Origin of the sequence: Synechococcus sp. OH20 (assembly GCF_047502685.1) — a bacterium.
Classification (GTDB): Bacteria; Cyanobacteriota; Cyanobacteriia; order Thermostichales; family Thermostichaceae; genus Thermostichus.
In genome coordinates, this window is the sequence record NZ_JANSIQ010000030.1 from 1 (window position 1) to 23,844 (window position 23,844).

20 protein-coding genes and 1 tRNA gene are annotated in these 23,844 nt (G+C 60.5%); 9 read left to right on the forward strand and 12 right to left on the reverse strand.

Annotated elements, in window-relative coordinates; genetic code table 11:
* Positions 1-166 precede the first annotated feature (166 nt).
* Complete coding sequence (locus tag NW826_RS06280) at positions 167-829, reverse strand: DUF3386 domain-containing protein (RefSeq protein ID WP_414509706.1); 663 nt, start codon at positions 827-829, stop codon at positions 167-169.
* A 313-nt stretch (positions 830-1,142) separates the two neighbouring features.
* Between NW826_RS06280 and mutL the strand changes: the two genes are divergently transcribed.
* Both mutL and NW826_RS06290 read left to right on the forward strand, forming a co-directional pair.
* Positions 1,143-2,873 (forward strand): DNA mismatch repair endonuclease MutL, encoded by a 1,731-nt coding sequence (gene mutL, locus NW826_RS06285; protein ID WP_414509707.1) that lies wholly within the window; start codon positions 1,143-1,145, stop codon positions 2,871-2,873.
* A gap of 28 nt (positions 2,874-2,901) precedes the next feature.
* Entirely contained in the window at positions 2,902-3,759 is an 858-nt protein-coding gene (locus NW826_RS06290; RefSeq protein ID WP_414509708.1) for a vitamin K epoxide reductase family protein, read from the forward strand.
* Here the strand turns inward: NW826_RS06290 and NW826_RS06295 are convergent.
* The 10 genes from NW826_RS06295 to NW826_RS06340 all read right to left on the reverse strand — a co-directional run bounded on the left by NW826_RS06295 (position 3,729) and on the right by NW826_RS06340 (position 15,712).
* Positions 3,729-4,847, reverse strand: a complete 1,119-nt coding sequence (locus NW826_RS06295) for a diguanylate cyclase (protein ID WP_414509709.1) — start codon at positions 4,845-4,847, stop codon at positions 3,729-3,731. The genes NW826_RS06290 and NW826_RS06295 overlap by 31 nt on opposite strands.
* Positions 4,848-4,896: 49 nt before the next feature.
* The gene (btpA, locus tag NW826_RS06300; RefSeq protein ID WP_414335318.1) at positions 4,897-5,784 is read right to left on the reverse strand and encodes a photosystem I biogenesis protein BtpA; all 888 of its coding nucleotides are present in this window, start codon (positions 5,782-5,784) and stop codon (positions 4,897-4,899) included.
* A gap of 31 nt (positions 5,785-5,815) precedes the next feature.
* Positions 5,816-6,949, reverse strand: coding sequence for a quinone-dependent dihydroorotate dehydrogenase (locus tag NW826_RS06305; protein WP_414335316.1), 1,134 nt, complete (start codon positions 6,947-6,949; stop codon positions 5,816-5,818).
* A 111-nt stretch (positions 6,950-7,060) separates the two neighbouring features.
* Positions 7,061-8,359: an O-antigen ligase family protein gene (locus NW826_RS06310; RefSeq protein WP_414509710.1), complete on the reverse strand. Its 1,299-nt coding sequence runs from the start codon at positions 8,357-8,359 to the stop codon at positions 7,061-7,063.
* Positions 8,359-8,742 carry a 2Fe-2S iron-sulfur cluster-binding protein gene (locus NW826_RS06315; RefSeq protein ID WP_414335312.1) on the reverse strand — a complete coding sequence of 128 codons (384 nt, stop codon included), beginning with the start codon at positions 8,740-8,742 and terminating at the stop codon, positions 8,359-8,361. The genes NW826_RS06310 and NW826_RS06315 overlap by 1 nt, the downstream gene beginning before the upstream one ends.
* A gap of 85 nt (positions 8,743-8,827) precedes the next feature.
* Positions 8,828-11,335, reverse strand: a complete 2,508-nt coding sequence (locus tag NW826_RS06320; protein WP_414368857.1) for a sigma 54-interacting transcriptional regulator — start codon at positions 11,333-11,335, stop codon at positions 8,828-8,830.
* Between the two features lie 104 nt (positions 11,336-11,439).
* A complete protein-coding gene (locus tag NW826_RS06325) occupies positions 11,440-13,041 on the reverse strand; it encodes a DUF6930 domain-containing protein (protein WP_414509711.1) in 1,602 nt (533 codons plus the stop codon).
* A 163-nt stretch (positions 13,042-13,204) separates the two neighbouring features.
* Positions 13,205-13,277: transfer RNA gene (locus NW826_RS06330), tRNA-Thr, on the reverse strand.
* A gap of 333 nt (positions 13,278-13,610) precedes the next feature.
* Positions 13,611-14,306, reverse strand: coding sequence for a TPM domain-containing protein (locus NW826_RS06335; protein WP_414333758.1), 696 nt, complete (start codon positions 14,304-14,306; stop codon positions 13,611-13,613).
* 251 nt (positions 14,307-14,557) lie between these two features.
* Positions 14,558-15,712 (reverse strand): FAD-binding oxidoreductase, encoded by a 1,155-nt coding sequence (locus NW826_RS06340; RefSeq protein ID WP_414369027.1) that lies wholly within the window; start codon positions 15,710-15,712, stop codon positions 14,558-14,560.
* A gap of 313 nt (positions 15,713-16,025) precedes the next feature.
* Here NW826_RS06340 and NW826_RS06345 point away from each other — a divergent pair, with 313 nt between their 5' ends.
* The 7 genes from NW826_RS06345 to NW826_RS06375 all read left to right on the forward strand — a co-directional run bounded on the left by NW826_RS06345 (position 16,026) and on the right by NW826_RS06375 (position 23,172).
* Complete coding sequence (locus NW826_RS06345) at positions 16,026-17,021, forward strand: cytochrome c oxidase subunit II (protein ID WP_414509712.1); 996 nt, start codon at positions 16,026-16,028, stop codon at positions 17,019-17,021.
* A gap of 56 nt (positions 17,022-17,077) precedes the next feature.
* Complete coding sequence (gene ctaD, locus NW826_RS06350) at positions 17,078-18,778, forward strand: cytochrome c oxidase subunit I (protein WP_414509713.1); 1,701 nt, start codon at positions 17,078-17,080, stop codon at positions 18,776-18,778.
* Positions 18,779-18,909: 131 nt separating this feature from the next.
* Positions 18,910-19,521 carry a cytochrome c oxidase subunit 3 gene (locus NW826_RS06355; protein WP_414509714.1) on the forward strand — a complete coding sequence of 204 codons (612 nt, stop codon included), beginning with the start codon at positions 18,910-18,912 and terminating at the stop codon, positions 19,519-19,521.
* Complete coding sequence (locus tag NW826_RS06360; RefSeq protein ID WP_414333721.1) at positions 19,521-19,670, forward strand: hypothetical protein; 150 nt, start codon at positions 19,521-19,523, stop codon at positions 19,668-19,670. Before NW826_RS06355 ends, NW826_RS06360 begins: the two co-directional genes overlap by 1 nt.
* A 139-nt stretch (positions 19,671-19,809) precedes the next feature.
* Positions 19,810-20,370, forward strand: coding sequence for a DUF2062 domain-containing protein (locus NW826_RS06365; protein ID WP_414333723.1), 561 nt, complete (start codon positions 19,810-19,812; stop codon positions 20,368-20,370).
* Positions 20,371-20,561: 191 nt separating this feature from the next.
* Entirely contained in the window at positions 20,562-21,350 is a 789-nt protein-coding gene (gene map, locus NW826_RS06370; RefSeq protein WP_414333759.1) for a type I methionyl aminopeptidase, read from the forward strand.
* Positions 21,351-21,357: 7 nt separating this feature from the next.
* Positions 21,358-23,172, forward strand: a complete 1,815-nt coding sequence (locus NW826_RS06375; RefSeq protein WP_414509715.1) for a chloride channel protein — start codon at positions 21,358-21,360, stop codon at positions 23,170-23,172.
* A gap of 16 nt (positions 23,173-23,188) precedes the next feature.
* Here the strand turns inward: NW826_RS06375 and NW826_RS06380 are convergent, their stop codons facing one another.
* Positions 23,189-23,839, reverse strand: coding sequence for an endonuclease III domain-containing protein (locus NW826_RS06380; RefSeq protein WP_414509716.1), 651 nt, complete (start codon positions 23,837-23,839; stop codon positions 23,189-23,191).
* Between the last annotated feature and the right edge of the window lie 5 nt (positions 23,840-23,844).

Below are 23,844 nucleotides of genomic sequence, written 5' to 3' on the forward strand. Positions count from 1 at the left end.
CCCTTCTCTCCTTCCTCTTGAAACCTGTACCCTATTTTAAATTAACAGGCTGTAACTCTAAAAAAGATACCCTGTGGCCATCTGTTTTGAGCTTGGCTGTGAGCACCTCATCACCTTCTATTATAAGAGATGCTCACAGCCGCAAAGAGAAAACTTATTTTCCCAGCTATTCGAAAAATCGAATATTTGAGAAGAGGAAAAGCTGAGGCGATGCACTTTTTTTGCCATCCTGCTCTTCCCAAATTCTTCTCTCAACTAGAATCCAATACCGACCTATTTTTTGATAACGATCTTCATAGATCATCTTTGCTTGAGTTTTTTCTTCGGTTCCTGGGCTACAATACTCAGCAGTGTAGTGAGTGGGTAGGTAGCCCTCACCTGTATCGTAAAACTCTTGAACTGAGACTGTAATTGTCCGATTGGCAAGATGGCGATGCACCCTTTGAATGTGCTTGCCCTGAACCCAGTACCTATCGGTAGAAGATAAGCCCGAAACAAGAACTTCAGTGATGTCTGAATTTTGTGGCTCTCCATAGACAAAGGTGTGGCCACCGTGTTCTTCGTCGAAGGAATGACGAACGCGATGCACCATGATTTCCCACATCTGTTCCCTTATTTTCTGGCGGATCTCCTCGTCCTCGACGCCGGCAACATCAATCTTCATGTTGCGGTCAATACTCACAACTCCTGAGAAGGAGAGGCTGCTGTCACCTTCTTTGGGAAAGTAGGCTATCTCAGCTTGGTAGCCAGGAAAGTCCTTATCCCAGGTGTAGCGATTCTCAAAGGCCTCTCTAAACAGCTCTTTGGCCGGAGCCTGCTGTGCTGCCATAATCTCCCCCTTAATGAGAAATTTTATTATTTAAATCCTAGTAGAGGCTGATGACTGGGCTTGGGATTTTAAGGTTTCCTTTAACTGTCCACCCACTCAGCTCTCTTTTTCTCGGAGCTCTTGGCGGTTGCCAACGGGTAGGGGGGCGGAACACCAATCCTTCCCTTTGCCTGAGAGGGCCCTTGAAGTTAATGAAAATTATTAGCAAGGCGCTGTCCACCGGCAACAGAGAGAGAGCTAAGCTAAAGCTCGACGCTGTTGGCCTTTCGGCGACAGGCTGGCAGGAAGAGGGTCTGCTTTCTCAACTCACTCCATGTCCAAAATCCAGCCCCTGAACCCAGAGCGGATCGCCCAAATGGCGGCGGGAGAGGTGATCGACTCGCTGGGGGCTGCTCTGCGGGAATTGCTGGAAAATGCCCTCGATGCCCAGGCCACCCGCATTCAGGTGGAGATTTGGCCCAGTCGCTGGCAGGTGCGGGTGGCCGATAATGGGCAAGGGATCCCAGGTTCGGAGCTGGAGCAGGTGGCTCGCCGCCACACCACCAGCAAGTTGGACGGTTGCAGCCTGGGATTTCGTGGGGAAGCGCTGCACAGCCTGGCCCGCTTGGGATCCTTGACCATTCAGACCCGCCACGCTGACGATGCCCACGGCTGGCTGGCCGCCTACAACCGACAGGGGGAGCTGGCCCACCAGCAGCCGGCGGCCACTGCCTTGGGAACGGTGGTGACGGTGGCGGATTTGTTTGCCGACTGGCCTCTGCGCCGTCGAGGTGTGCCCCCTATTGCCCCGCTTCTAACCCTGGTGCAGAATGCGGCTTTGGCCCATCCTTGGGTCAGTTGGCAGGTGCATCGGGAGGGACAACTGCTGCTCAGCCTCTGGCCGGGAACATCTCTGCAAGATCTGCTGCTGCAGGTGTTGCCGCAGTTGGATCTTTCGGATCTGCGCTATCAGCGGATCCAGGAGGGGGATAGCGATTGGGAAGTGGTGCTGGGCCTACCGGATCGTCTGCATCGCCCCCGCCCCGATTGGATCCGCCTGGCCGTCAACGGGCGATTTGTGCAGATGCCAGACTGGCAACGGGTGATCCAGTCAGTCTTTCAGCACGCCTTGCCCCGCCACCGCCATCCTCTAGTGGTGGTACATCTGCGCCTGCCACCTGAGCAGGTGGACTGGAATCGCCATCCTGCCAAGAGTGAGCTCTATCTACGGGATCCGGAGATCCGACAGGAGCAGTTGCGCCAACACCTACACGCTCTTCTGCAATCGGGATCCGGTCAAGCCAGCCGCCGCTCTGTGCATCTCATCCGCGCCAGCGAGGCCAAGTCGATCTACAGGGTTTCCTCCCTGCAAAGTCCGGCTCTCCCCGCTGCCGGTTGCTCCCTGCCGCCTCTGAAGGCCCTGGCCCAACTGCACCGGATTTACATTTTGGCGGAACACCCTCAGGGGCTGTGGCTGGTGGAGCAGCACCTGGCCCACGAGCGGGTGCGCTACGAGTACATCCAACAGCATTGGCAGCCGGTGGAGCTGGAGACGCCGGTCATGCTGGAGGGATTATCCTCCCAAGCAATGGAGCAATTGGGTCTGGAGCTGGAGCCCTTTGGCCCCAACACCTATCTGGTGCGCCGCGTGCCTCTGGCCCTGTGGTCGGAAGACCCCAAGGAGATTCAGGGATCCCTGCGAGAATTGAGCCGCTGTGCTGACCTCGAATCAGCTCAAGTGGCGGTGGCCTGTCGCGGCGCCCTGCGCAACGGGATCCCTCTGACCCTGGAGCAGATGCAACAGTTGCTGGAGGCCTGGCAGCGCACCGCCAATCCCCACACCTGCCCTCATGGCCGGCCAGTGTATCTGGCTCTGGCCGAAAAAGATCTGGCCCGTTACTTTCGTCGCCGCTGGGGGATCTGCGACTGGCCCATCTCCGACTCCAAGCTGGAATCTTTTTGGGAGCTGGATCCGCTGGGAGACAGGTTTGCCGCCCAAGTGCGGCGCTCGAGCAGCGCTTCTGCCTCGGAGCCCAGGGACGAGACCCGCTCCGCCCCACTATAATCGGGGATGTCCAACTGCTGACCCTCCCATGGCCTCTTATCTCAAACTCAAAGCCCAAGAAGAGACCTGGCTGCAGCGCCATGCCCGTCTGATCTTGGCGATCTTGGCCAGCCTGGGATCCCTGTTGACGGCCTACCTCACCTACACCAAGCTGACCGATCAGCCTGCCGCTTTCTGCACAGGGGATGGGGGGTGCGACCTGGTGCTCTCCAGCCGTTGGGCAGAGTTTTTGGGGATCCCGACGGCAACAGTTGGCCTGCTGGGCTTTTTGGGGGTCTTGGCGCTGGCGGTGCTGCCGGATGGGATCCCGCTGGTGAAGCGGTGGCGCTGGCCGGCCCTGTTTGGTCTGGTTTCCGCCATGACCGCCTTTGAAATGTACATGCTCTACCTGATGGTGGGGGTGCTGCGGCAATTTTGTCTGTATTGCACCACCGCCATAGTCTTGGTGGCCGGCCTGTGGGCGGTAACCCTGCTGGGCCACCGCTGGCTGGATGGGGGCAAGCTGGCCTTCAGCTACATTCTCGTGAGCTTTCTCACCTTGGTGACCACCATTGGGGTGTATGCCAACCAAGTTCCTCCCCCCAGCCCCCTGGCGGCAGGGTTGGCGGCCCACCTGCGGCAGATCGGCGGCACCATGTACGGGGCCTACTGGTGCCCCCATTGTCAGGAGCAGAAAGAGCTGTTTGGGTCGGCCTTTGCCCAAGTGCCCTACGTGGAGTGCTCCCCCAACGGTCCCGGTACGCCCCAAGCCCAAGCATGCACAGAAGCAGGGATCACCAGCTATCCCACCTGGATCATCAACGGCCGCACCTACGTGGGGCTGCGCTCGCTGGAAGCCTTGGCGGCAGCTTCCGGCTACCCTCTCGAGTCCGGCGGAGGACAGTAGTTCTCCAGGAGCGATGGCAGGAAGAGGCGTACACAGTTTCGCCCGGCTTGCTTGGCCTGGTAGAGGGCCTCGTCCGCTCGCTGGAGAGCAGCTTCTGGATCTAAGGGGTCATCTTCGCTGATAACGATCCCGCCAATGCTAATGGTGACAGGCAGGCTGCGTTTGGGCGAAACGTCAATTGGCCGGCTGGCGATGGCCCGGCGCAGAGACTCGGCGTAGCGGTGGCAGTGGGCGGGGTTGAGCCCAGGGGTGACGCAGACAAATTCTTCGCCGCCGTAGCGGTAGAGCAGGCTGGAGGGACGCAGTTGATTGTGCAGCCGCCCAACAAGGGCCTGCAACACGCAGTCGCCGATGAAGTGGCCGTAGGTGTCGTTGACCTGCTTGAAGTAATCCACATCCATCATCAGCAGGCAGAGATAGCGATAGCGGGCTTGCCCACGGGGCCCCACCTGCTTGAGTAAATGGGGCAACGCCTGGTCGAGAGCGCGGCGGTTTAAGGCTCCGGTCAAGGGATCCGTCAAAGACAGAGACTCCAACAGCTCGTTGCGGGCCCGCAGTTGCCGGTTGGCCTGGGCCAAAGCTCGGGTGAGCCGCTGCAGGCGCAGCCCCGCCCGTACCCGGGCCCGCAGCTCCTCAGCCTCGACCGGCTTAACGATAAACTCGTCCGCCCCTGCATCCAGCCCCTGCACCCGATCCTCAACTTCGGAGCGGGCGGTGAGCAAAAGGAAGTAGACAAACTGGCCGGCAGCGGAGTGCTTCAGACGGCGACAGAGCTCTACTCCAGACAAACCCGGCATGACCCAGTCGCAGATGATCAAATCCGGCCATTCGCTTTCATCCAGGGTCTGCAGGTGCTCCCAGGCCAACTGGCCGCTTTCCCAGCTTTCCACCCGGTAGTTGGAGCTTCTGAGGACTTTGCCGATGTAGCGACGGCTCACCGGGTCATCGTCGATGACCCAAATGCAGGGAACCTGAGCCGGCACGTGGCTCCACGAAACTTCTGGCAAGGGTAAGGACTCCGTCCCGCCAACGGGAGCGGAAACCAAGCTGGAGGAAAACCGCCAGCCTTCGAGTTCAGCCGACAACATGAGGAGAAACCCTGATACGGCGAAGTAATGCCAATTCTATCCCTGAGGTCTAGCTGCAGCTAGAGCTGGGAGTGGCCAGGCAAGCCGGATTGGCGGGCTGTTCGCCCAGGCCAAGGTGCAATGCTTCCACAAACTGCCGCACCCGGATGGGGTCAATGAGGGGAAAGGGATCCGCACAGCGCACCGGCATGCCGGCGGAACGGGCCGGCCGTTTCAGAGAACTGGCCACAATCACGCCATCCGCATGGCGGATGAGGGTGCCGATGTTTTCGGCGGTGGCCCCTGAGCCAATCAACAGGGGTACCTGAGGGGCAACCTGGCGGGCCAGCTCCAGCTCCTCCAGAAGGGGTGGCTTGCCGGTGGCCCAGCCGGAGAGAATGATGGCATCGGCCAGGCCGCGCTCCACCGTGTCGGCGATGGCTGCATCCAGACGGATGGGACTCAGGGGCTGAGCGTGTTTCACCAGCACATCGGCGAAAATCTTGATGTCGGCCCCCAACTCGCGGCGATAGCGCAGCAGGCGATGGGCATTCCCCTCAATAATGCCTTGGTCGGTTATCATCGCCCCGCAGAGCACATTCACCCGGATAAACTGCGCTCCCACGCTAGCGGCGATGGCCAGAGCACTGTAGCCATCGTTGCGCAAGACGTTGATCCCGATGGGCAGGGAGACCAGCATCTTGATCCGCTGGACAACCACGGTCATGGCGCTCACCACCGCCGCGTCTACCCGCTCCTTGGCAAAAGGGGCATCGTAAAAGTTCTCGACGAGGATCCCGTCCACCCCGCCTGCCGCCAAGGCCGTGGCAGCCTGTTCTGCCTGAGCGATCACCCACTCCAAGTCCCCTCCCCAACGGGGGGAGGTGGGCAGCGGCAACAGATGAACGACCCCAATAACTGGATGGGGGGTCTTGAACAGGTGTTGCAGCAGGTTCACCGGCGAGCTTCCTCAGGGATCCCTAACGATCTTACGCCTGGATCTGACCCATGGCGGTATTCTGCGAGGGAAGTGTAACATCAGGGCGGGGCGGAGAAGAGCTGGCCAGGCCTCGGAGCAGTTGTGGCACCATACCCGGCCCTTCGTAAACCCAGCCGGTATAGACTTGCAGCAGGCTGGCTCCGGCTTCCAGCTTCTCCACAGCATCGGCCAAGGTGAAGATGCCCCCCACTCCGATGATGGGCAATTTTCCTTGGGTGGAGCGGTGGATGTAGCGAATGACTTGGGTGGAACGCTCCCGCAGGGGGGCACCGCTGATCCCGCCGGCTTCTGCCAGGATTGGCCTGGGTTCTGAGATGCCGTGGCCAGGTAGAAAACGGGTTTTCAGGTTGTCGCGGCGCAGCGTGGTGTTGGTGGCCACAATCCCGGCCAGTGCATAGGTTTGGGCCAGTTCCAGGAGGCTGTCGATTTCAGGCCAGTCCAAGTCGGGGGAGATCTTCACCAAAAGAGGTTTTCGCCCCTGATTTTCCTGCTGTAAGGCAGACAGGATGGGCTCCAGTTGCTCAGCAGCCTGCAGGGATCGCAGGCCTGGGGTGTTGGGGGAACTGACGTTGACCACGAAGTAGTCCCCCAGCTCCTGGAGTAGCCGGAAGCTGGCCAGGTAATCGGCAGCCGCTTCTTCTAGGGGGGTGATTTTGGCTTTGCCCAGGTTAATCCCGATGGGAATAGGACGCCGACGCAACCGGCGCAACCGTTCAGCCAGAGCCGCTGCCCCCTGGTTGTTAAAACCCATACGATTGAGAGCGGCACGATCTTGGGGCAGTTGAAACAGGCGCGGTTTGGGGTTGCCCGGCTGCGGCCCAGGAGTGACGGTGCCCACCTCCACAAAGCCAAATCCCAAGCTGGGCCAGACGGCCAGAGCCAGGCCATCTTTGTCAAAGCCCGCAGCCAAGCCAAGGGGATTGGGAAAGGTGAGGCCCCATAGTGACACCGAGAGCCGGGGATCCCGGTAGCAAAACAGTCGCTCCAGAGCCGACAGGATCCCGGTGGCCTGGGTAGTGTCGATCCAATGGAGGGCACGCAACAGCCCCACCTTGACCGTTTCTGGATCGGCTCTCAGTCCAGAAAAAAGCAAAGGCCACACCACATCTCGGTACAGGTTCACCGCAAAGATCCCCTAAACTCCCCCTTGACTGTAGCTGGCTTCCGCGTTGCAAACCGTCGGCGTGATGGATTCTGGACTCATTGCCGGCCAAGGGATATTCCACGGCAGCATTCAGTAGTGGCTCCTCTGGGCTTGCTCTTTGCCGGCGACGGGGTTGTCTTGCTGCTCAAGGCCGGCTCCCCAAACGGCCCCCAAGAGCAACGTTATCAACAGGTGCACGCGGCCATCCAACATCACCACATCCAAAAGCCCTGAGACAAAAAACGCTGTCAAAGCCAGCAGCATCCCCAACAGGACACTTTCTTGAGAGCGCCGCCAGGCTTGCCACCCCCGCGCCAAAATCCAGCCCCACAGGATCAGATGGCCCAGCAGCAGCGGGATCCCGCCCTCAGCCGCCAGATGTAGGTACAAATTGTGGCAGTGGCCCAGCAGCTCCGGCGGATCCTGAGCATTGTAAAGAGCGGCAAAGCTCTGCCAGCCCCAGCCGGTCAAGGGTCGCTCCCGTGCCATCTGCAGGGCAAAATGCCAGGCATCCAAGCGGTTGGCGGTGGAACTAAAATAGAGGGCTTGAGGATCGAAGGTGTCTGCCAGACGGCTCCAAATCAATCGGGGCACAACGGCCCGCCAGCCCGGCCAATCCCAAGCGGCGGCCAAGCTGGCCAACCCCAAGCCGCTCAAGAGCCCGATTCCCCACCAACAGCGCCGCAGCGCCAACCCTATCACCAGCGCCAGCCCCCCCACTCCCCAGCCGTTGCGAGAGGCCGTCAGCAGCAGCAGCAGGGATCCCAGCCCCAGCATCGCCCCCAGCCCTGCTCTTCCCAGCCAGGATCGTCCCACCCCTTCCCACCCCAGCCCCGCCGCCAAGCAGAGATGGATCACCAAGTAAACGGCCAAGATATTGGGAGAGGTAAAAGCTGCCGCCGGTCGCTCGCCTCCGGCCACCCCCGTGATCCAAAGCGGCCCCAAAACGAGATGCCCCTGCCACCCCCACAGCACCTCTCCCCAGCCCAGAAGCAGCATCAGCCCGCTGCCCAGAACCAGCACCTGGGCCAAACGACGACGGCCCCCAGGAGAACCACAATCGGCCAGCACCGCTGCAAAGGCCGGCAGCATCAACAAAAAAGGCCAGTAGTTGAACATCCCCGGCAGGCTCAGCCGCCAATCCTCACCCACAAAGGCCACGCCCACCGCAGCCAAGCTCAGGAGAGCTGCCAGCCCAAATAGAGGATCGCGAAGGATCCTTTTACCGCAGCAGGTATAGCCCTGGATTGTCCCCACCAAAGCCAACAGCAAGCTGGGGGCCAAATTCACCGGGAGCAGCGCCGCCGCCCCCAGCAGCCAGCCCCGCGGCCGAGAGGGCAAGGGATGCGGCGGCAACTCTTGAGACCCAACCGGTGCAGAAAAAAACATCATTCATCCTCAAGGGGGATCCCCGGCCTGACCCGTCCCTGGCCGAAGTAGCGCCCAAATTGCAGCTCATACACCTCATCTTCATCTTGGGTTTCCACCCAGAGCTCCGAACGGGCATAGCCCACACACAGCAGCCCATACCCCTGCTCCTTCAGCTCGCGCGAGAGGCCCATCGCCTCCGGCTGGTACAGAGATCCCCGACGCACTCGCACCGCGCAGGTGGTACAGGCGCCGTTGCGGCAAGCAAAGGGCAGTTGGATCCCTTGGGCCTCGGCACTGGCCAAGATGTATTGATTCGCCGGTACCTGGATCAGATAGTGGGTGTCCCGTTGGCGGTCGTGGATGTGAACCGGGTAAGAGGGGACAGAAAAAGGAGAAGGCATGGAGAAAGTGGCCCCTTTCCTAGAGTAGGAGACTTCTTCATGATCCCACAGGATTTCCACAGCCCGAGGTCTGGGATCTCGACTATCAAATCCCCAGCACCTGCCACAAGCTCACCCCCAACCCCAGAGCGCCCAGATGGTAGGGCCACTGCAAGCTCTGGCGGGCAATTTTGCCCGTGAGGGCCCAAGAGAGAAGCACTGCCAGGATTAGCGTGGATCCCTGGAGAAACTGAACTACCGCCGGGTGCGCCTGCCACAGCACGGGAAGAGCAGATCCCGTCTGGGAAAAAGTTGCCCAGGTTACCGGCAGCACCTGCCCCGCCTCCGTTAAAAACAGGGGCCAGTAGAAAGCCAACGTTCCCCCCAAAACCAAGGGCAGATAGCCGTAGATCATCTCCGCAAAGGGTCGGGGTCGCGCCCCCCGGCCCAGCCGATGCCACAACCAAGCCAATCCCCAAGCTGCCAAAGGCACCAAGCTGGGAAACCCCAAAGCCAGCAAAGCGGCCCCCAGATGGGGCCAAAACTGCCGTAGATCCCAGCTCAGACCCCATTGGGCCATCTGTTCTGCCAACCGCGGCAGACAGTGTAGGTAGATGCCTCCCAGCAACAACAGCAGCAAAGCAATTTCGGCAGCGCGCGGCGTATGGGTAGTCCACAGCTCGATCCCAGGTGGGCGCAGGTTGAACTCCACCGAGCGATGGGGACAGGCTTTGAGGCAAGTCATACAAAGGACGCAATCTTTGTTGTCTTGCAGTTGCGCCGGATGGGAGTAGAGGGGACAGCCTCCCGTCGCCATGCCTTCCCCCTTCTCGGGCCCTCCTTTGTAGCACTGGTAGGTGGTGCATTCTGCCGAACAGGTGCCCTGCTGCGCCCGCAGCTCCGTCATCGAGAGCTTGGCATAAAGGCCGTTCATGCCCCCAATCGGGCAGAGGTAGCGGCACCAAAACCGCCGCTCAAACACCAGTGAGCAGGCCACCGCTCCACCAGTAATCAGCAGCAGCAGCCACCCCGACAGGTAAGCCGTATTGGGCAGATCCCAGATCTCCTCCCACAGGAAAATCAACGCAAACCCGGCAAACAGCACCCAGCCGCCCCAGCGCTCCGCCGGCTGTCGCGGCCATTTCTGCAACTGCCGCGGCCAAAGCCATAACGACAGCCTCTGGATCAACTCCCCATAGATCATGAAAGGACAGACGGCACACCACACCCGTCCCAAGAAGGGAAACACCAGCAGCACCAGCGGCCACCACCAGGCCCAGAAAAGATTCAACCCCACATTGTGGGCCCGATCCTGAGGCCCCCAAAAGAGGAGAAACACCACCAGGGTATAGAGGGGCAACACCAGGCCGTAGTTGAGGCGATCCGGCCACCAAGGGCTGCGCAGCAGGCGACGCAAGCGGGGATAGACGTTGAGCAGGTTGAGGCGAAACCGCTTGCCCCGAGGCTGGGAAGCCCAAAACACCTCTTCCCCCAGCACGCTCGCCCCCGCGGCCTGCACTGCCGCCCGCTCGACCAGGCTGCGCAGCTCCCGCGAGTTGCCGGGAAAGTCGTAGCTCTGCAAGCGGCGCAGCGCCTCCGGCGAGAGCTTGGGCTTGGGGATCCCGCGCCGGCGGCTGTAGAGGCTGAGAAAATAGTCGGCCATGGCTTTGATATCGGCCTTGCGCACCCGCAGCGGCGGCACTTTGATGGCCATCGCCCAAGGGTCAAGGGCGGGGATGGGCCGTTCTGACACCATCAGCAGACGACAGCGACAGGGGCGCTCCTCTCCCGGCTCCCCTTCCCCCCGCTGCACAGGGGTGTAGGATCCCGTCTCCAGCAGGCGCAGCAACTTGGGCATCAGCTCGGCGGGCAGCTCATGCAGGTTGTTCAACAGCAGCGTGCCCTCTCCCAGCCACTCCAGCAACCCCGGCTTGCCCCCCGTCCGCCCGAACAGATCCGCCCCACTGGCCTGCAGGGCGCTGCAATCCACCTTGATCATGGGCTGGCGCCGCCGCGGGGATCCAAAATGGATCAGGGCGGCGACGTTGTCTTTTTCCAGGCCCGGCTCCCCGAAGATCAACACCGGCTTGCCGCTCTGGGCTGCCTCTTTGATCTGCTGCCGCAGGCGCACCGCGTAGCGGCTGGAGCCGACGATCCCCCGCTCCACCTTCGGCACCAAGTAGGGGCGCAAAGCCACTTGCCGCTCCTGCTCATAGCTGAGGCGATCTTGAGCCTGGGCCAGCGCCTCGGCCAATTGCCCCGAGTGCTCTGCCAGCCAACGGCGCACCACCGCAGCCGGGATCCAACCCCGGATCCCGGCGGAAACGGCCACCAGATCCCGCCGCAGGGGCTGCTCCGCCAGGACTTCCCCCAGATGAGCCACCGCGCCAGGCAGCAGGTTGAGAACCTCCCCGGAATGGGGATCCCGCTCTTCCCAGCGTCCCTCCAGCAAAATCTGGATCCCAGCCGGGGTGGTTCCCGCCTCTGCCAAAACCTCTCCCTGGCCAAAGGGATGATCTTGCATTTGCTCTGCCAGAGGATACAAGCTCTCCGACGTCAGGCTTTGAAACAACGTCTGCGCTTTCAGCCAGCGGGCACGCTCAACAGGAGTCATCTGCAGTGCCTCTGTTGTCTTGGGATCCCTTAGCTGCATTATCTTGCCTCTTTTGAGCAGCTTCCAGCCTGTTGGGATCCTTAATTTGAACAACCTCTGGCCAGTCAAGGCAAATGCAACTGCCGGCCGATGCGCACCATCGGCCCCAGCCCCAATCCCGTCGGGTTGAGCGCCTGCATCTCAAATAGGGCCAGAATGTGGCGCACTTGCAGCTCTGGACGCGCAGAATTCACCCCCATCGCCACCACCAAGCCGCAATAGCCACCCGTCTCCTGGCAACGCCGTTCCCAGCGCTTGCGGGCCATGGAGTGAACGGGATCATCTTCGGGAAACTCCCCGAACAGGTGCAGGTCGCGATTGCCCGTTTGCACAATTTCCAGGTCGTAGCGATCGCCATCAAAGGGATCTACCCCTGTGTTGAAACAAACGCCCTGGGGCCCGCCTTCTCCACGCAAATTCTCGATCAACTGCTTCGCTTTGGAGCGGGAAGTGCGCACGATCACCACCGGCAGCCCTTCTCCCCTTTGCACCAGCTTGCTTTGCGGGAGTGGATGCCACTGCCCCGTGCGACGCAGCATTTCCACCGTTGTCCACGGCAACACCCCCAGGCCCAGTTGGGCACCCTCAGGCACCAAATCATCCCGCAGCAGGGTTTGGGTGTGCTCCTCCTCTTCGTCTCCTTCCAGCTCCAGAAGCTCTGCAGCCAAGTCTGGCAAGGTGCGCACTTGCACCGAGAGGGTTTCCCCTTCCGCCTGGGGGTTGGGAATGCGGTACCGACCCTGATAGGGTTGAAAGTCCTCTGCCAGCTTGCGGTGGTACTGCTTGAAGAAGCGATGCAAGGCTTCCAGGGCCACCGCCAAGACCGCCGCCTCATCCTCCTGCAAAGTCACGCGCAAGCCTTCCAGAGGGTGAATGGTGCCGAAGTTCGGCTCAATTTCATCGGAATCCAACTCTGCCAAGTCCAGATCCGGCAGTTCGTTGAGCTCAGGATGGCGAGCTTGAAAGGTGAGATAGAGACAATCTTGCCTGAGGAAGGCCTCTTCCATCTCTTCGGGAGTATCCGGCTGCCCCGCATCCTGGCGAAACTGTTTGAGGGAAGGCAGCGAGCGATAAAAAAGCACCCCATACTCCATGCCCAATCGCCCCATCACCGAGACGTAAAGGGTTTGGATATCCCAGTGGTTGAGGTCGAGCGCTAAGATTTGGTGATCCTCTAGGTAATTCCAGGGAGCATCTCGCCAGAGGGTGAGGGCTCTGCCGGCCAGCAGCTCAGCATAGTTTTCTGGCAGCGGGGGAGGGATCCGCCCGTTGGCCTCTTGAAAGCTCTGCAGGATCTCGTCGATCAAGGGCAATGCCGGCTGGCATTCCACTTTGATGTCCAGCTCGTGCAGAATGCCGCGCAAGAAAAACTGCACCTCTCGATCCCGCACGACGATCTTTTGGGGACGAGCGGGCGAAGCAGCATGGGGCTGCTCCATAGCCATGATCAAGGTTCGCACCATCGGCTCAACACCCGAGCCAGCGGGCACCACTTCCATGGCCCGTACCACTCCCTGGATGCCATCCACCCACAGGATGCACTCTCCTTCCGTTTGCGATCCCAGGGGCGGCAATCCCAAGAGGGTGTGGCGATCCCCTTCCCACACCGAGGGCACCTGGGGCAACTTTTGCAATCGACGAATCGTGGCGGCTGGGAGACCGGACATAGACATCCAAGCAAGAATTCAGGAGAACAACCCAAGCGGCTGAGTGGATAGGCCCAACCAAGCAGGGATCCCGCTGCAGCCATCTAACCACCAGTGTAGAAGCTGAGTTCCGCTTCAGCGAGAGGACAGACATGGCAGAGTCAAGCCCTACAGCGGCCAAGAAAGCTGATGGTCAGACTCGAACTGACGACCGCTCGATTACAAGTCGAGTGCTCTACCAACTGAGCTACACCAGCAGTTTAGGCTTGTCGATTCTAGCATTTTCCAGCCTTGCCCCCCAAGTGGCAGGCTCGGACGGGGAGATATAGTCGTTTCCAACAAGATTAAGATACTTTGCCGCCAGCCCAAGCGCTCCGCGTCGCTGCCCTCACCCCCAGCCCCTCTCCCAGCCCTCACCCCCAGCCCCTCTCCCAGAGGGAGAGGGGAGTTATAAGCACCGCTGCAAGGACTTCGTCCGAGGAGCGCCAGCGGAATGGCCGACCAGACTGCTCGCACAAGCGGGCCGTAAGCTTTATAAGTGCCGTTGGAAAACCGCTGATCCTCGATGCTGGGAGTCTGTCAAGAGTCGGCTATTGCTGATCCACTGCCGGGCGAGCAATGGGAGCTAGGTAGATCACCAAGGCCCCTGCCAGAAACCCCAAGACATTGCGCAGCAAGGGGATCCAGTCCTGGGTGCGCGTGACCACCGGGCCAATACCGAAAGCCCCAAACAAAATGAACCACAGAGGAGAAATGAGCAAAGCCCAGCGCCAGTTAAACAGCTCCTCCGCATGGCGGGGCTTGCCGGCAAACCCGAACACGATCCCTCCCAAAATCGAGGTCACCAACGTCAGGATCCACTGCTCTTGAGGCAGGCCGGGCACCACCCGGCAGCCCCCCTGGTGAAAACAGCGATCCAAGACGTCGACGGTCTCCAGGATGGCGCGCTGAGTACCGTGCTCCCGCACGTAGAATTGGTTGCCAAAGCGAGATTGCAGCTCAATCCAAAAGGTGCGCGGCAAGATCTCTCGCACGGCATCCCCCACATTAAACGCCAGCAAGTTGCCGCCCCTGGGATCCGCCACCATCAAAACGCTGCGCTCATTCAGGCCCCAATACTCTTTCACTTGCCGGCCCGGCGTTTGGTCAAACTGAGTCAGCACCCGCAGCTTCCAACCGGTGTCTTGCTCTAGCTTGTTCAGGTGCTGCGCCAGTTGGGCTTCTTGGCTGCTGGTCAACTGATCCGCTAAGTCCAAAACCGGCAGAGGCGGCTGAGGCAGCTCCATCGGCACCACCGGCAGGGCCGGTTGCGCCCAGGTCAGGGATCCTCCGCCGACCCCAATCAACAACCCAATGCAAAAAATCACCCCAATGCGGAGTATCCGTTGCCACTCAATGCTCATGCTGACCTCTTTTTTGGCTTTGACGCTGAGATCCCGAGAAGTGATATTAAGAAATGTTTCAAGTTCTTATAGATCTATCATGCACCGGAACCAGCTGTTTGGCCAGCAGGATGCCGGGGAAGAAGCGGTGGCCTTCATATCCAACTGGGGCTAAAGGTGCCGGTGGGGTCGAATTGCTGCTTCAGCCTGCGCATCAAGCTGGTGGCTGGGCCAAAGTCGGGGGGAAGAGCCCGCTTCAGGGCCGGTGGGGCTTCCAGAAGCAGGAGAAATCCGCCCACAGACTTGAGGTGGCGCTGCAGTTGCAGCAGGGATCCCACTTCTGGCTGAACCAGCCAAGCCCGTCCCAGCCCACAGCCGCGGTGCAGTTGCACCTGCGCCTCGGGAAACAGAGCTTGAAACTGCTCCAATGTGGCCAGGCTCTGGTTGGGCAGGCACCCAAACTTGGCCAGCACCGCCTCTGAGCCGGGTTGAGGCAGGGGCAGAGAGCTGGGACTCACTTCCTGCAAAGTTAGCCCTGCGGGGGCCAGCCGCCGCATTTGGGTCATCTGTTGGGCAACCGCTCGCTGCGAGCCATGAAAGCTGAGCCAGGCCTGAGCTCCCCCTGCCCTCAGCCAGAGATCCACCCCCACAGGGTTAACCGGGCCGGTCAGCGCCTGCCGACACAAGACCTCCAACTCCGGCAGGGATCCCGTAGCCAGCAACGTAGACTGGGCTGCTGGCAAAGGATAAAGCCGCAGGGTTACCTGGGTCAGAATCCCCAAACTGCCCAGGGATCCGGTGAACAGCTTCATCAGGTCGTAGCCGGCAACATTCTTGACAACCCGCCCGCCTGCTTTGGCCACCTCCCCATCCGCCCGCACCCAGGTTATGCCCAGCAGCAAGTCGCGGATCCCACCGTAGCGCCAGCGCAGAGAACCTGTATCGGCGGTGGCGATGATGCCCCCTAGGGTGGCCCGATCTGGATAGAGGGGATCCACCGGCCACCATTGCCCCCGCTCTGCCAAGATGGGTTGCAGTTCTGCCAGGGTCATACCGGCTTCCACCGTGACGGTGAGATCGGCAGCCGCATGGTCGATAAGCCGGCGTAAGCCAGAGGTGCTGAGAGCCAGATCCACCGGCTCGGCAACCTGGGCCCAGCTCCACTTGCTCCCCTGCCCCAGCGGCAGCACCTTCCGCCCCTGGCACTCCTTGAGGATGCCGGCCAACTCCGAGACGGTCGATGGGGTTTGGATCGGCAGGGGATCCCCTAAGCCAGATAGAAAGGTCGCCGATGAATGGGGAAAAGACATTGGCGAAACAACGGTGCAGAATCTCTCTAACCCCCCAACTGGCGGGGTTATCCCACGCTACCTCAGGCTACGGGCAACGAGAACCTCTGTTCGGAGAGATGCCTCTCCACCAGAGTCGTGTAGTACGGCCCCTGCGCAGGTCTGCCGAAACTGCCGATCCCTGGAAGATCCTGAAGAGATCCATAAGCCTGAGCCATCCTCTCCGATTCCTGTGAGCTAGCATCTGAGAGGGATAAAAAGCCAAGTTCAATCCGGCAGGCCCTATTGGGCAATCTGCTGGAGTAAGCATCTCTTGCAGTGGGGAAAAGCAGTCGTGAGCGCCCTGAGCAACATCCTTTTGGTGGGTATCGGAGTTCTGCTGACCCTGGCCAGCCTCTGGTACGGCCAGAACCACCATCTGCTTCCGGAAGCGGCTGCCAACTCGGCTCCCTTATTCGATAGCCTCTTCAACAGCACGATCACCATCGCCACCGGGATCTTCTTGGTGGTGCAAGGGGTACTCCTCTACTGCATTATCCGCTACCGTAAGCGGCGGGGCGATCGAGGAGATGGGGATCCCAACCACGGCAACGTGCTGCTGGAGATCGTGTGGACGGCGGTGCCGGCGGTGATCATCCTCTGGTTGGGCCTGGCCAGTCTCGATGTCTATCAGGCGGTGTATGGGGGCGCCGATGTTGGCGGCCACGTCCACGCGGCCATGGCGATGGGGTCTGCCTACGAGGCAGAAGCCGGGGATCCGGGCTATGCTTATACCCCTGCAGTGCTGCCCGGAAAAGAAACAGGCCGGCCAGAGCTGGTGGTTCAAGTTCAGGGCATGCAATATGCCTGGATGTTCACCTATCCGGAGTCGGGTTTGGTGGCCGGCGAGCTGCACCTGCCTCTTAACAAGCGGGTGCGCTTGAACATGACGGCTATGGATGTCAACCACGCCTTTTGGGTGCCGCAATTTCGCCTCAAGCAGGATCTGATCCCTGGCCGAGAGACTCACCTAGAGTTTGTGCCCACGCAGCTAGGAACCTATCCCATCATCTGTGCCGAGCTATGCGGCCCCTACCATGGGGTGATGGCTGGGCAACTGATTGTGGAGACGCCGGAAGAGTTCGAGCGCTGGCAGCAGGAGCAAATTGTGGCTGCTCGGGGCGGAACCGGCGCCCTGGCCTTGGCTGAGCGCCACCCTCACCCACAATCTGCCTTTGTCCAAGTTCACCAGCAGCGTTTGGGCCTCTCGCCTGCTGATCTAACCTCTCTCCAATTGCCCAAGGACTCCGTCCTGCTGACGCGAACGGGATCCCTTCCCTCAGCGGGCTAGAGAGCTCCCTTTCCCCTTGACGGACGTTCTGGTGACGCCAGTAGGAGCCTTTTGCCATGACCCAGCTACAGGACAATCCCACCTTTGCCGCCGCCCCCAAAGCCAGCCTGGAGCCTGCCGCCGAGCCCTGGTGGCGCTTTTTTACCTTCTCCACCGACCACAAGGTGATCGGGATCCAGTATTTGGTGACCACCTTTTCCTTCTACTTGGTGGGGGGAGCGCTGGCTACAGCCGTGCGGGCCGAGCTGGCCACCCCCGAAGCCGACTTTCTCGGTTTTGAGCGCTACAACGGCGCTTTTACCTTGCACGCCACAATCATGATCTTTTTGTGGATTGTCCCGGCTTTGATGGGGGGCTTTGGCAACTACCTGGTGCCGCTGATGATCGGGGCGTGGGACATGGCTTTTCCTAGGCTAAACGCCGTCGCCTTTTGGCTAATTCCACCCAGCGGCCTTTTGCTGCTGGCTAGCCTCTTCCTCGAGGCCCCGGCAGCGGGTTGGACCTCGTATCCGCCGCTGAGCCTCATCAGTGGCAAAGTGGGAGAAGAACTCTGGATCCTGAGCATTTTGTTAGGCGGAACCTCTTCCATTCTGGGGGCCGTGAACTTTATTACCACCATCCTCAAGATGCGCATGCCCGGCATGAAGATGGAGGATATGCCTCTGTTTTGCTGGGCGATGCTGGCCGCTTCCATCATTACCCTCATTGCAACGCCGGTTCTGGCTGGGGCGCTGATCCTGCTTAGCTTTGACCTGTTGGCGGGCACGGCCTTCTTCAACCCCAGCGGCGGCGGGGATCCGGTGGTGTACCAGCACATGTTCTGGTTTTACTCCCACCCGGCGGTGTACATCATGGTTCTGCCGGTGTTCGGCATGATCTCGGAGATCTTGCCGGTGCATGCCCGCAAGCCCATCTTTGCCTACAAAGCCATTGCCTACTCCAGCTTGGCCATCTGCTTTTTGGGCTTGATTGTCTGGGTTCACCACATGTTTACCAGCGGTACCCCTGACTGGATGCGGGTGTTCTTCATGATCGCCACCATGGCCATTGCCGTTCCCACCGGGATCAAGGTGTTTAGCTGGCTGGCGACTCTCTGGGGCGGCAAGATCCACTTCCGGTCAGCCATGTTGTTTGGCATGGGCTTTATCTCCATGTTTGTCATCGGCGGCTTGAGCGGGATCATCCTTGCTTCGGTGCCGTTGGATATCCACGTCCACGACACCTACTTTGTGGTGGCCCACCTGCACTACGTGTTGTTTGGCGGCAGTGTGTTCGGCATTTATGCTGGCCTCTACCACTGGTTCCCCAAGATGACCGGCCGGCTGCTGAACGAGTTTTGGGGGCGGGTGCATTTTGCGCTGACCTTTGTCGGCTTCAACATGTGCTTTTTGCCGATGCACAAGCTGGGTCTAATGGGCATGCCCCGCCGCGTGGCTCAGTACGACCCGCAATTTGCCGACCTCAACTGGATTAGCTCGGTGGGGGCTTTCATTCTGGCCATCTCCACGCTGCCCTTCTTGGTGAACGCCATCTACTCTTGGGTAGCCGGGCCCAAGGCCGGAGACAACCCCTGGCAGGCTCTAACTCTGGAGTGGACAACTTCTTCCCCACCGCCTGCCCACAACTTCTACGGGGATCCCATCCTGCTAACTGGCCCCTACGACTACGGCCTGCACAGCAAGGAGACTTTGGATTACTTGGCCGCCCAGTTGCAGAGCTTGCGGGAGCTGGCTGAGGCGGAGCCTACTTCTTCTTAGCAGGAGACTTGCCCGCTGGGTATCCATCCTCTGCTCGTCGGGTATTCCCGTCTTGATCTTGGCTGGGCTGCCCCTACAGTTTCAAGAAGTCTCTGGAATTTGGCGAGAATTGATTTTAAGTGGACAGGAATATGCAAGGATCCCTCGCTTCTGATGCCTTGATGGTCGGCCACACTCAGGCCCATGCCGCTCATGCCGAGCACCCAGATCATCGCGTTTTTGGTCTGCTGATGTTCCTGGTAGCGGAAGGCTGTCTATTCTTGGGCCTGTTCATGGCCTATTTGGCCTACAGCCTCACGGCCCCGGTCTGGCCACCGGAAGGGACGCCGGAGCGGGAATTGCTCTTGCCTGGAATTAACACGGCAATTTTGCTCGCCAGCAGCTTGGTTATCCACCAGGCCAAGCCTGCCATCCAGGCCAATAACGTCAAGGGATTGCGGCTGTGGTTTGCCCTCACTGCCCTGATGGGGGTCATCTTCCTGGCCGGGCAGCTCTACGAGTACAGCCACCTGGAGTTTGGCCTCACCACCAACTTGTTTGCCAGTACCTTCTATGTCTTGACGGGGTTTCACGGGCTGCACGTGGCGGCGGGGTTGCTGTTTATTTTGGCGGTGCTCTGGCGATCCCTGAAGCCGGGCCACTACAGCGCCCAACACTACTTTGGCGTCGAGGCTGCTGAGATCTACTGGCACTTTGTGGACGGAGTTTGGATTGTGTTGTTTATCCTGCTCTACTTGCTCTGATGACAACTCCCCCCGAAAAGCCTGACCCCAAGAGAGAATGGGTCGCCCTGCGATCTGGGCTGAGCATTGCCCTGTTCCTGTTTTTGGTGGCGCTGGTTTCCTACTTGAGTCTTCACTTCGTGCTGGCCTTGGTGGACAAGCTCAGCTAGCGCCCTTCAATGGATCCTCCAGCCTCATCCTGTTGCTGCCGACCTGGATTTGCCGACGGCAGGAAAGATACACTGGATTTACAGGAGTTAACACCTTCCCTCCGTTGCCCTTTTTGCCACCATGAGCCCCCTCTTTTGGTTGAGGCTGCCCTCTTTCTCTGAACCTTCGTCGGGATCCCCTGGGCTTTATTCCCGCTCCTACTCTGGATCTCAACTGGGGCCGACCTCGGCCCGCCAGGGTTCTGCCTGGAAGCGTTGGCTGCGCTATCTTTACCTGCGGCTGTTGCGGCTGCAATCGTCGCCCAAGGAAATTGCCCGCGGCTTGGCGGTAGGGGTTTTTGCCGGCTGCTTCCCGATTTTTGGCTTTCAAACCCTGGCTGCTCTGGTGCTGGCCATTCCATTTCGAGGCAATAAGTTAGTAGCGGCAGCAGGAACCTGGGTGAGCAATCCCCTCACCTATGTGCCCATCTATGCCTTTAACTATCGGGTGGGAGAATGGCTGCTGGGATCCCGGACTGTCCTTCCCACCACAGAGCTGGTGGCGGCCACTTGGCGAAACTGGATGCAGTGGGGCCTGGAGGTGTCGGGCACGCTGTTTGTCGGCTGTGCGTTTGTCGGCTTTTGGGGAGCTCTCGTCAGCTATTTTCTGGGGCTGTGGTTGGTGCAGCGGATTCGTCGGCGGCAGAGAATCTGTGAGTGAGTACCTCAACTCAAACCCATCCTGGACGGGGGCAGAGGTTCGAGGTGCTACACGCCGCTGACGCGAACAATTTTCACAGATTAAGTCTAATCTAAGGTCTGATCATGGAAGACATGCGAGCGTTGTTAACAGATCTCAGCCGTCGCTCTCAGCGATGGGGAGAGCAGTTGGGATCCGCTTTGCAGACGGGCATGAGCCAGCTCGCGCAAGCTCCCCAGCCCATTGTGTTGCTCTCGGCGCGGGAACTGGAGAAAATGCGGCGGGCTTGTCGCCTGGCGGCAGATCTGCTCAAGCACCTAGAGCCGCTGGTGCGGCCGGGGATTACCACTCAAGAGCTCAACGACGAGGCGGAGCGCTGGACACGGGCCCATGGGGCCAGAAGCGCCCCTCTGGGCTACCACGGCTTTCCCAAGTCCATCTGCACCAGCGTCAACCACGTGGTCTGCCACGGCATTCCCAGCCCCAAGCAGGTTTTGCGAGAAGGCGACATCATCAACATCGATGTGACGCCGGTTTTGGATGGCTACCACGGCGATACTTCCAAAACGTTCTTTGTCGGACAGCCTTCTGAGCGGGCGCGGCGCTTGGTGGAGGTAACCGAAGAATGTCTGCGGCGGGGCATTGCCGCCGTCAAGCCGGGGGGGAGGGTCGGCGACATTGGCGCTGCCATTCAAGAATATGCCGAATCCCAGGGCTACAGCGTGGTGCGGGATTTTGTCGGGCATGGGGTGGGACGGCAGTTTCACACGGCCCCCCAGATCCCCCACTACGGCGAACGAGGGAAAGGGGAGAAGCTCCGCCCCGGCATGGTGTTCACCATCGAGCCGATGATCAACGAGGGCACTTGGGAGGTGAAGGTGCTCCCCGACAAGTGGACGGCTGTTACTTTGGACGGCAAGCTTTCGGCGCAATTCGAACATACGGTTGCCGTCACCGAAACTGGCGTAGAGATCTTGACCCTGCCTTCCCCAAGCCCTTGAGCCGATCATGAGCAGCGCCCTCGCTCTCCGCCTGCGCCTCTCTTCTGAGAACCTTCTTCTGCTGCTGGCGGCGGCAGTGGGGCTAGGCACGGGGCTGTTGGTGGTCGGGTTTCGCTATCTGATCGGCTGGTGTCGCTATCTGCTGCAAGACGTCTTTGTCGATGGCATCGGCAGAGCCGCAGAACACCATGGCCTGTGGCTGCCGGGATCCTGGTCTCTGGCTTTGGCGCCGGTGCTGGGAGGTCTGCTGATCGGCGCTTTGGGAGCAGTCGTGCCCTTCCCCAACTCGAGCCTCTCCAGTCTGGTGAGCTCCGTTCGTCCTTTGGCGCCTCAGCCCTGGTGGATCCCGCTCAAGCTCCTGGCGGCTGCCATCTCGTTGGGCGCGGGGGCTTCCCTGGGCCCGGAAGCGCCCAGTGTGGAAAGTGGCGCTTTGTTGGGATCCCTGCTGGGGCAAAACCTGCGCCTCTCGCGGGAGCGGGTGCAACTGTTGCTGGCGGCGGGGGCGGCGGCGGGGCTGGCGGCGGGGTTTAATGCGCCGATTGCCGGAGTGTTTTTGGCGCTGGAGCTGGCTTTGGCCCGCACGTTCACCACTTCTGCCGTCAGTGTGGTGGTGTTGGCGGCAGTAGTGTCGGCCCTGGTCGCCCAGGTGGGGTTGGGGGCGCAGCCGGCTTTTCTCTTGCCCACCATTACGCAGCCGGCTTTTGTCTTGCCGGACTACGAGATCCACAGCCTGCTGGAGGTGCCCCTCTATCTTGGCTTGGGCTTTTTGGCCAGCCTGGTTTCTCTGGCCCTCAGCTACACCCTGGAGTGGGGCAAGCACCTGTTCGGCAGTGGCCCCCTGGCCGCTTGGCCGGCTTGGAGCAAGCCCATTTTGGGGGGGGCGATCCTGGGCTGGGCGGGCTTGGGGATCCCGTTGGCGTTGGGGGTGGGCTATGAAACCGTTGAGTCGATCTTGCAGGCTGTGCCCTTTTCCCTTGGCCATCTGGGCCTGCTTTTGCTGGGCAAGCTGTTGCTGAGCGCTTTGAGCCTGGCCAGCGGCTTTGTGGGGGGAACCTTTGCGCCGGCTTTGTTCCTGGGGGCGGTGCTGGGGGCAGCCTACGGCCAGGTGTTGGGACAGGTGTTGCCCGCCATCGCCCTCTCTCCCCCTGCCGCTTACGCCATGGTGGGCATGGCGGCGGTGTTGGCGGCCAGTGTGCGGGCTCCGCTGACGGCCATTTTGCTGCTGTTTGAGATGACGCGGGACTACCACATCGCGCTGCCGGTGATGGCGGCGGTGGGTTTGAGCATTTGGCTGGCGGAGCAGTTGCACTCACCGGCCATCTACCCTTCGGCACGCCGCGGGCAGGAGCCCAACAAGGGCCTGACGGTGCAAGAGGTGATGGTACCCCCTTCTCTGCTGTTGCAGCAGGATACGCCCCTGCGGGAGGCCCTGGAGCGTTTGCTGCAACAAAAGTGCCACAGCGCCTTGGTGGTGGATGGCCAGGAGCGGCTGCGAGGCATTCTCACCCTGGAAGACCTCGAGCGCGCTTTGGCTCACAGGGAAGCTGGGGAATTGGCCGAGCTGACAGTAGAGCAGGTCAGCCAATCGGCGGTGCTCACCACCTTTCCCGATGAGGCGGTGGCAGTGGCTGCCGAGCCGATGTACGAATACGATTTGCGCCAGTTGCCGGTGGTCTCGCGGGAGGATCCGGAGCATGTGGTCGGCCTCTTGGATCGGGATCGGGTGTTGCTCTCCCAAGAGATCGAATCTGTGCGGCAAGTCCTGGAGCCGGAAGTTCCTCCAGCCCAGGGCAACGGACAAGAGGGGATCCCCTCTGCGTAGAACTCGGCTGCGGGGATCAACGTTGCCGCAAGGGGGCAGAGGGGCAGGTGCGACGCAGCGGGCAGCGGCTACACTCGGGCATACGCGCTTTGCAGATGCGCTTGCCCAGCCGGATGAAGTTGACATGCAGGGAGTAGGCTTTGCCCTTGGGGATCTGCGGGGAAAGCTGAGCAAAGGTGTCGTCGGGATGTTTGGCCCGCACCAAGCCCAGACGGTTGGCCACTCGATGCACGTGGGTATCTACCGGGCAGAGATCCCGACCTAGCCCGAACAACAACACACAGGTGGCGGTCTTCAGCCCTACCCCTTTTAGGGAGAGCAGAAAGTCGAGGGCGCTGGCGTCGTCCAGGTCTCTTAGAAAGTCAAGACTGAGGGATCCCCGTCGCTCGCCAATGGCAGCCAGGATCTCCTGAATGCGGGCTGCCTTGAGGTGGGCTAAGCCGCCGGGCCGGATCACCTGGGCCAGCTCCGCCAGGTCAGCAGCCAAGACGGCCTCCCAGGTGGGAAAGGCAGCTTTGAGGGCGCGGAAGGCACGGCTGCTGTTGTGATCGGTGGTGTTTTGGGAGAGAACCGTGCCCACCAACTCGTCCAGGAGATCGGGATAGAGGGGAAGGCCGTCGGGGGTGTGGGGGCGCTGAGGGATCCCGAAGCACTGCTCTAGCTGCATCAACA

Bases quoted from the DNA above. Each gene is read 5' to 3' on its own strand.
- ctaD (WP_414509713.1), top strand. From the start codon at position 17,078: ATGACCCAGCTACAGGACAATCCCACCTTTGCCGCCGCCCCCAAAGCC.
- NW826_RS06290 (WP_414509708.1), top strand. From the start codon at position 2,902: ATGGCCTCTTATCTCAAACTCAAAGCCCAAGAAGAGACCTGGCTGCAG.
- NW826_RS06315 (WP_414335312.1), bottom strand. From the start codon at position 8,742: ATGCCTTCTCCTTTTTCTGTCCCCTCTTACCCGGTTCACATCCACGAC.
- NW826_RS06310 (WP_414509710.1), bottom strand. From the start codon at position 8,359: ATGTTTTTTTCTGCACCGGTTGGGTCTCAAGAGTTGCCGCCGCATCCC.
- mutL (WP_414509707.1), top strand. From the start codon at position 1,143: ATGTCCAAAATCCAGCCCCTGAACCCAGAGCGGATCGCCCAAATGGCG.
- NW826_RS06325 (WP_414509711.1), bottom strand. From the start codon at position 13,041: ATGTCCGGTCTCCCAGCCGCCACGATTCGTCGATTGCAAAAGTTGCCC.
- NW826_RS06340 (WP_414369027.1), bottom strand. From the start codon at position 15,712: ATGTCTTTTCCCCATTCATCGGCGACCTTTCTATCTGGCTTAGGGGAT.
- map (WP_414333759.1), top strand. From the start codon at position 20,562: ATGAGCCAGCTCGCGCAAGCTCCCCAGCCCATTGTGTTGCTCTCGGCG.
- NW826_RS06295 (WP_414509709.1), bottom strand. From the start codon at position 4,847: ATGTTGTCGGCTGAACTCGAAGGCTGGCGGTTTTCCTCCAGCTTGGTT.
- NW826_RS06360 (WP_414333721.1), top strand. From the start codon at position 19,521: ATGACAACTCCCCCCGAAAAGCCTGACCCCAAGAGAGAATGGGTCGCC.
- NW826_RS06375 (WP_414509715.1), top strand. From the start codon at position 21,358: ATGAGCAGCGCCCTCGCTCTCCGCCTGCGCCTCTCTTCTGAGAACCTT.
- NW826_RS06380 (WP_414509716.1), bottom strand. From the start codon at position 23,839: ATGCAGCTAGAGCAGTGCTTCGGGATCCCTCAGCGCCCCCACACCCCC.
- NW826_RS06320 (WP_414368857.1), bottom strand. From the start codon at position 11,335: ATGACTCCTGTTGAGCGTGCCCGCTGGCTGAAAGCGCAGACGTTGTTT.
- NW826_RS06335 (WP_414333758.1), bottom strand. From the start codon at position 14,306: ATGGAGCTGCCTCAGCCGCCTCTGCCGGTTTTGGACTTAGCGGATCAG.
- NW826_RS06355 (WP_414509714.1), top strand. From the start codon at position 18,910: ATGCAAGGATCCCTCGCTTCTGATGCCTTGATGGTCGGCCACACTCAG.
- NW826_RS06280 (WP_414509706.1), bottom strand. From the start codon at position 829: ATGGCAGCACAGCAGGCTCCGGCCAAAGAGCTGTTTAGAGAGGCCTTT.